This window comes from Paenibacillus sp. EKM212P (assembly GCF_011066115.1).
GTDB classification, from domain to species: Bacteria; Bacillota; Bacilli; order Paenibacillales; family Paenibacillaceae; genus Paenibacillus; species Paenibacillus polymyxa_B.
Window position 1 is genome coordinate 1 of record NZ_JAAMNR010000022.1, and the last position, 8,362, is coordinate 8,362.

An 8,362-nucleotide genomic window follows, 5' to 3' on the forward strand; every position below is an offset into this window, starting at 1 on the left:
CCCCCGGCTTTTAAAATCCCAAAGATCCCCACGATCATGTCCACCGAGCGCTCGGTCATCAGACCCACCAGACGATCCTTCGTCACACCTTGACTACGCAAGGTACGAGCCAGACGATTGGCGCGTGCATTCAGCTCGCGATAGCTCAACTGCTCTCCTTCAAAGAACAAGGCTGTCTGCTCCGGCGTCTGCGCAGTTTGCGCTTCGAACAAGCCGTGGATCGTTTGCTCGCTTGGATATGCTGCCGCTGTATTACCCCAAGCCTCGACGATTTGCTCATGCTCCTGTGCCGTAACCATATCCAGTTCATGTACACGAATGTTCGGATTCGCTGTCACCTGCTCCAGCAACTGCACCAGATGACCTCGAATTTGCTCTACGCTTTCCCGTTCAAATGCCAGGGCATTATAACCAAAGCTCATGTGAATGGTGTCCCCTGGCAGCACTACCAGGTTAAAGTCATAGTTGGTCTGCTCGACAGACTCAGCTCCAGTGATGCTGAAGCTGGACACCTCACCGTTGCCTAATTGCTCCAATTGTTCCTCTACCGGATAGTTTTCAAAAATAAGAATATGATTGATCAAATCCTGCTTAAGCTCCGACAACCCCTGAATTTCATACAGCGGATACGTATCATAGACATGGGAATCGATCGATTGCTCCTGGGTTTGCTTCATCATGTCTGAGAATAAACTGTCCACTTGACTGCGGATGCGTACAGGAATGGTATTGATAAACAGACCAATGATGTGCTCCACATTCGGAATGTCTGCCGGACGTCCAGATACCACGCTGCCAAACACCACATCATCTGTGCCATTATATTTTTGCAGCAAAAGGCCCCACACGGTCTGCATCAACGTATTAATCGTCACCTGATAACGCTTGGCTATGCGCTGAATGCCTGCCGTTAGATCTGCGCCCAAATCAAAATCTAGACGATCCGCCTGATATCCCGTTTTGCCCTGGATTTTAGCCTGTGGCAAGCGGGACTGTTCCTCATATCCTTCCAGAACCTTGCTCCAGTAACCTGATGCAGCCTGACGATCCTGCTGCTCCAGCCATTCGATATATTGACTGTACGGCGTTACAGGTGCTAGTTCCGGCTGTTTATGGGCCAGTATCGCAAAATAACTCGCAAACACTTCGTTTGTCACCAGCGACAAGCACCAGCCGTCCATGACGATATGGTGGAAGCTCCACACAAAACGGTACGCTTCCTCACCTGTGCGCAAAACAGCCACACGCATCAAAGCATCCTGCGCCAGATCAAAGCCTCTTTGCTTGTCTTGGCGCGTAAATTCGAGAATATACTCGTTTTGCTTCACTTCCTCCATATCCCGCAAATCCTCAACATACAGTTCGCTGCGCTTATTGCGGTACACGACCTGAAGCGGTTCATCTTTCCAGCCGCTGTAGAAGTTCGTGCGCAGTACCGTATGCCGCTGCATCAATACATCCAAACTGGCCGCAAACGCATCGACATTAAAATGTCCCTGCAGATCAAAGGATGCCTGTTCAAAATAAGCTCCTGATTGCGAGTCCATCAGATTGTAAAAGAGCATGCCCTTTTGCATCGGCGTCAGTGCGTATACATTTTCCAGCTCACCTGTACGTGCCGCCTGTTCCGCAATTTGTTCCAGTTCTCTAGTCGTCAGACCTTTGAAGGATACATCACTCGGGGTCAGTTCCGGCTGTTCCTGAGCGACGCAATGCGTAATCACCTCTTGCAAAGCGGATTGCAACAGTCCCGCCACACGTTCCAGCGTTTCTTGGCGATACTGCTTGCGGCTGTAAGCAATCGTCAAGCGCAGCGTGCCTTCCGAGATCATCGCGTTTAAATCCAGCGTATATTGCAGCGGTGAATGTGCATCCTCTGTCTCTCCTGCACTATAGGATGACCATGTGATTCCACTGTTTTGTAGATCCTGATCGACCTGACCCAAATAGTTAAAGCTGATTTCCGGTTCTGCTGCAAGCGCATGCGCTTCATCCGATGCAGACGCAGGAGACAAGTAGCGCCAGGTGCCATAGGTCAGCCCTTTATGCGGAATCCGGCGCAAACCTTCCTTCGTTTCTTTAATCCGCTCTGCCAGCGTCAGGTTTGCACCCGTATCCAGCAGCACCGGATACAAGCTCGTAAACCAGCCTACTGTACGTGTCATATCCACCTCGGGCAGGATTGCTTCCCGGCCATGTCCCTCCAGGTTCACTAGCACCTGTCCGGCGCCTGTCCAGTTGTGCATCGCCAATCCTAACGCAGTCAGCAGCAAATCATTGACCTCAGTGTTGTAGGCGCGATGGGCCTGCTTTAACAACTGCTGGGTTTCAGCTTCGGTCCACTCTACCGTCAGCACTTCGCTGTCTGCATTCAAAGAGCCCTCGTAGGCAAAATCCTTAGGCAGCGGCGCGGCTTCAGTTTTGGCCTGTTCCATATTCCCCCAATAAACTTCATCCGATGCAGCCTCAGGACGGTTGGCGTAAGACGACAACTCCCGTGCCCATGCTTGGAAGGAATCCGTTTTATAGGGCAATCGTACAGGCTCGCCTTTGATCGCCTGCTCGTAACCTGTCGAGAAATCTTCAAACAGAATCCGCCACGACACCCCGTCTATCACCAAATGGTGAATAGCTATGAGCAAATGATCGCCCTCGGTTGTGCGGAACAATCCCAGCTTCACCAGAGGTCCTTCGGACAGGTGAATGCTGCTTTGAATTTCATTTGCCTTCGCTTCCAGTGCTTCCGCATAGGCTACTTGTTCACGGTAGTCTTCGGTTTCCAGCGTATACAACGTGCCTTCATCTACACCGCGTGTCCAAGCCTCGTAACCGGATGAAGTCTGACGGAATACCGTACGAAGCGCATCATGATGCTTCACGATGTGATCCATGACTTGGCGAATCGCCGTCTCATCAAAGCCCTCGGCACGATAGAGCATGACCGCCTGATTAAAGTGCTGCGGGCGCTCGCGCTCCTGCGCAAAGAACCAATGCTGGATCGGAAGCAACGCGGTTTCCCCGCTTACTTCTCCTTGATCTGCCATACGGCTGACCTCATGCATATGCGGTGCCAGTGTTTCGACCGTTGGATACTGGAACAAATCCTTCATGTCCAGCTTATAGCCGGCCTGGAACGCACGCGATGCGATTTGGATGGCCTTAATGGAATCGCCGCCCAGATCAAAGAAATTGTCCAAAATACCGACCGTCTGTAGCCCCAGTACTGACTGCCAGACCGCTACCAAAGCGCGTTCTTGCGCCGTACGCGGCTCTGCATAATCCGTTCCGAATTGCAGGCTGCCTTCTGGTGCTGGCAGGGCCTTGCGGTCAATTTTGCCATTTGGACTCAGCGGCATTTGCTCCAGCTGTACAAAGTACGATGGCACCATGTAGCTTGGCAGCTCCCGGCCCAGCTCACTTCTCAGCTCACTGGCTCCTAGCTCTTGCCCGGCGACATAGTACGCCACCATTTGTTTTTGTCCCGTTTCATCCGCACGCGCTGTGACCACGGCTTCTCGTACCGATTCCACTTGGAGCAGCTGCGATTCCACCTCGCCCAGCTCAATCCGGTAACCCCGGATTTTGACTTGATGGTCGATCCGGCCCAGATATTCAATGTTCCCATCCGGCATCCATCTCGCCAAATCGCCTGTGCGGTACATCCGCTCATAGCCTGCTTCCCCGCCAGCAAACGGATCGGCTACGAATTTCTCGGCCGTCAGCTCTGGACGGTTCAGATAGCCTCGGGCTACGCCGACACCGCCAATGCACAGCTCACCCGCAACCCCGATCGGCTGCAATTGCTCCGTGCCTTCCTTCACGATGTACAGACGAATGTTTTGAATCGGTTTTCCGATTGGAATGACCGAATAGGTTTCATTAGGCTCGCAATCGAAGTACGATACGTCCACCGTCGCTTCGGTTGGACCGTACAGGTTAATCAGCTTCGCTCCCACTAGGCTCGACACGAGCCATTGGAACCGGGCCACATGCTGTGGTGGCAATGCTTCGCCGCTGGCAAAGACATGACGCAACGTTGCCAGCTTCGCTTGCATCACTTCCCGTGGCTGCTGCTCCACGTACTCCAGGAACGCATGCAGCATGGCAGGTACAAAGTGCATTGTGCTCACGCCATCGCGGGCAATCGTGTCGACAATGTCTTCCGGGTTCTTTTCCCCGCCCACGGACAGCAGGCTTACCTTCGAGCCGACCATCGACCACCAGAACAGCTCCCACACCGACACGTCGAACGTGAAGGCCGTCTTTTGCAGGATCGTATCTTCCGCACTCAAGCCGTAACGATCATGCATCCACAAAATCCGGTTCAGCACGGAATGGTGCTCCACCATCACGCCCTTCGGTTTTCCCGTGGAGCCGGAGGTATAGATGACATAGGCTACATGATGCGGCCCGGCCAGTGGCTCCAGATTCGAACCGTCTTCGTGGTAGATGTCTTGGCCATCCTGCTCCTGACCATCCAGCACCAGCACCTGGCCGTCGAAACTCAGTAACGCTTGCCCCGCCAGATGCGATTGCGTCAGCACCAGCTTCGCGCCCGAGTCCTCCAGCATAAAGCGGATACGGTCCGCCGGATATTCTGGATCAATTGGCACGTAGGCTCCGCCTGCTTTGAGGATCGCATAAATACCTACGATCATGTCCAGCGAACGGTGAACCAGTATGCCTACAGGCTGATCCGGTTGGACGCCTTCCGCACGCAAGGTGCGTGCGAGTCGGTTCGCGCGCTCATTCAACTCCGCGTAGGTCAACGATTCCGATCCGCACAACACTGCTGCCTGATCCGGTGTATTCGCGGCCTGCTGCTCAAACAGTGCACTTAGCGTTTGATCCTGCGGATAAGCTGCCGCCGTATCCCCCCAGACTTGAACAAGCTGCGCCTGCTCTTCCGGTGTCACCAATTCCAGCTCATTCACACGGATATTCGGGTTGTCCACGATTTGTCCGATGACGTGGTTGATATGGCCCTGGATACGCTCCATTGCAGACCGGTTATACACCAGAGCATTGTATTCAAACAGAATGGAGATATCCTCGTCAGGCACGACAATCAGGTTAAAATCGTAGTTGGTTTGCTCGGCAAGTGCCACATTGGCAATTGAGAAGCCTGTTTGTGCCTTTGTCTCGCCGGAACCGCCCATCTGCTTCATCTGCTGTCCGATTGGGTAGTTTTCAAAGACCATGATGTGATGAATCAGGTCTTGTTTTTGTTCAGTCAGTGCCTGGATATCGTATAGCGGGAACGTGTCATAGACACTAGAGGCCAAGGCCTGTTCCTGGGTGCGCTGCAATACTTCAGCAAATGTAGCATCCGGTGCACTGCATATGCGTACTGGGATCGTGTTGATAAACAAACCGATCATGCTTTCCACACCTGGAATTTCTGCCGGACGACCGGATACCACACCACCAAACACAACATCCTGATTATTATTGTATTGCTGTAAAATAACGCCCCAAACGCTTTGCAGCAATGTGTTAATCGTGACATGTTGTTGCTTGGCCATTTGGTTTAATGCCGCACTCCGTTCTTTACCCAACATAAATGGCAGCTTTTCCGAAACATAGCCAGAATTTGAACTTCCACCACTTCCGTCTAGTTTTTCATCCCGTACGGCTACAGAAGCTTGCGCATTCTCACCAGGCAACAAGGTTTGCTGCTCAAAGTCTGCCAAATAGTCACTCCAATAACGCGTTGCTTCCTGCGCATCCTGATCTTCCAACCATTCAATGTAGTCACTATACGGCTTAACCGGTGCGAGCTCTGGCTGCTTGTTTTCCAGCAAGGCAAAATACGCACCAAACACTTCGTCCGTCATCAGGGACAGGCACCAGCCGTCCATGACGATATGATGGAAGCTCCATACAAAACGGTATGAGCGATCGCCCGTGCGGAAGACAGTTACGCGCATGAGCGCATCCTTGCTTAGATCAAAGTTTTGAGCTTTATCCTGGGACACAAATTCAGCTACAGCCTGTTCACGCCCTCTGACATCTTCATAACGGAAGCTCGGGTTTTTATGACGATAGACAATCTGCAACGGTTGACCATGCCAGCCGCTATAGAAATTCGTCCGTAATATAGCATGCCGGCTAACCAGCAGCTTCAAGCTTTCCTCGAATATAGATGGCGCAAAGTGGCCCTCCAGATCAAAGGTTGCCTGCTCAAAATACACGCCTGTTTCTGCATTCATCAGACTGTGGAACAGCATACCCTTTTGCATGGGAGTTAACGGATATACATTTTCCAATTCCCCAATCGTCTTGGTCTGCTCCTTAATCGTATCTAATTGCTCCAGTGTCAGGCCTTTAAACAGCACATCACTTGGAGTCAATTCGGTCCGCTCCCGTGTGACACAATGCTCGATCATTTCAAGCAGATTGGATTTCAGCAGATTGGCTAGCATTTGGACGGTGTCCTTGCGGTAGGCTTTGCTGTTATACCGAATATCCAGTTCCAGGATGCCGTTCGTTACGATTCCGCTCACATCGAGAGCAAATTTCATTTTCGTCCGGTCACTAACGACCGATCCAGTCGAATAAGGAGACCTACGCAGATCGTTGTTTTGCAAGTCCTGATCAAACTGTCCGAGATAGTTAAAGCTCACTTGCGGCTCAGCAAAAGCTTGATGTTGACCAAGATGCAGTGCATCTGCTTGCTGACCCATGGCTTGGCCAGATTCACTTAAATATCTCCAGATTCCGTAGCCCATTCCTTTATTCGGAATATCACGCAGACTCTCTTTGACCTGTTTGATGCGTCCCGATAAAGTAGGATCACTGCCCATGTCCAGCCATACCGGATATTGACTCGTAAACCAGCCTACCGTACGAGAAATGTCCGTATCCGGCAAAATGTTCTCACGCCCGTGTCCCTCTAAATGAATCAGACTGCGTTCGTGACCCGTCCACGTGTACAGCATCATGCCCAATGCCGTCAGAAGCAGATCGTTCACTTCCGTGTTATATGCGCGGTGTGCTTGCTTCAACAGCCGTTCCGTCTCTTCTTCCGTAAGCTGGACGACCACTGAATCCGTGTCAGCTAAAGTAAATGAGTCAGCCTGCACTTGATCCTCAGGCAAACGTACTTGGTCAGACAAAGCGACTGCGTTCCATTGCTCCCAGTAGGCGTGTTCACTGTCCATGGCTGCGCTATTCGCATACTCGGAAAGTTTTTGTGACCAGGATCGGAAGGAATCCGTTTTGTCCGGTAACTGAAGCACCTCTTCATGGATGGCCTGTTCATAGGCAGTAGTCAAATCCTCAAACAAAATACGCCAGGATACCCCGTCCACCACCAAATGGTGAATCAGCATCAGCAAATGATCGCCATCTACACAGTGGAACAAACCTGCTTTAAACAGCGGCCCTTCATGCAGTTGGATACTGCTTTGAATTTCGGTAGCTTTCGCCTCAATTGCCACGCTGAGCATGGCTTCATCCGTTATATCCCTAAAGTCCAGCACGTCCAGCTGATACAGCTCGCCTTCCTGTATTCCACGGTTCCATGCTTTATAGCCTTGCGCGGTCTTGCTGAACACCATTCGCAAAGCATCATGATGCTTTGTCAGCTTGCCAAGCGCCTGACGCAGAGCCGACTCGTCAAACCCCTGCTCCCGGTGCAGCATAACCGCCTGATTAAAGTGATGCACGTCTACTTGCTCCTGCTCAAAGAACTCGTGCTGGATCGGAAGCAACGCCGTTTCTCCGCTTACTTCTCCCTGATCTGCCATACGACTGACCTCATGCATATGCGATGCCAGTGTTGCGACGATGGGATAGCGGAACAAATCCTTCATGTCCAGCTTGTAGCCGGCCTGGAATGCACGCGATACGATTTGAATCGCCTTGATCGAATCGCCACCCAGATCAAAGAAATTGTCCAACATACCGACGGTTGGCACACCCAGGACGGACTGCCAGACCGCTACAAGCGCTCGTTCCGGTGCAGTGCGCGGCTCTACATAATCCGCACCGCTGTGCAGATTGCCTTCCGGTGCTGGCAGGGACTTGCGGTCGATTTTACCATTCGGTGTCAGCGGCATCTGCTCCAACCAGATGAAATACGACGGCATCATATAGCTTGGCAGTTCTTGTCCCAGCTCATGTCTCAGCTCACCGGCTCCCAGTTCTTGACTCGCCACATAGTACGCCACGAGCTGTGTTTGACCCGTTTCGTCCCCACGAGCCATGATGACCGCTTCTTGTACCGACTCCACCTGCAACAGCTGCGATTCGATCTCGCCCAGTTCGATTCGGTAGCCCCGGATTTTCACCTGATGGTCCATCCGACCCAAATATTCAATGTTGCCGTCCGGCATCCATCTTGCCAAATCGCCTGTAC

1 protein-coding gene is annotated in these 8,362 nt (G+C 52.1%); it reads right to left on the reverse strand.

Annotated elements, in window-relative coordinates:
* Nucleotides 1–8,362 (reverse strand): non-ribosomal peptide synthetase (locus G9G54_RS24670; RefSeq protein WP_165179923.1); only part of this gene is annotated, 8,362 nt, incomplete at both ends.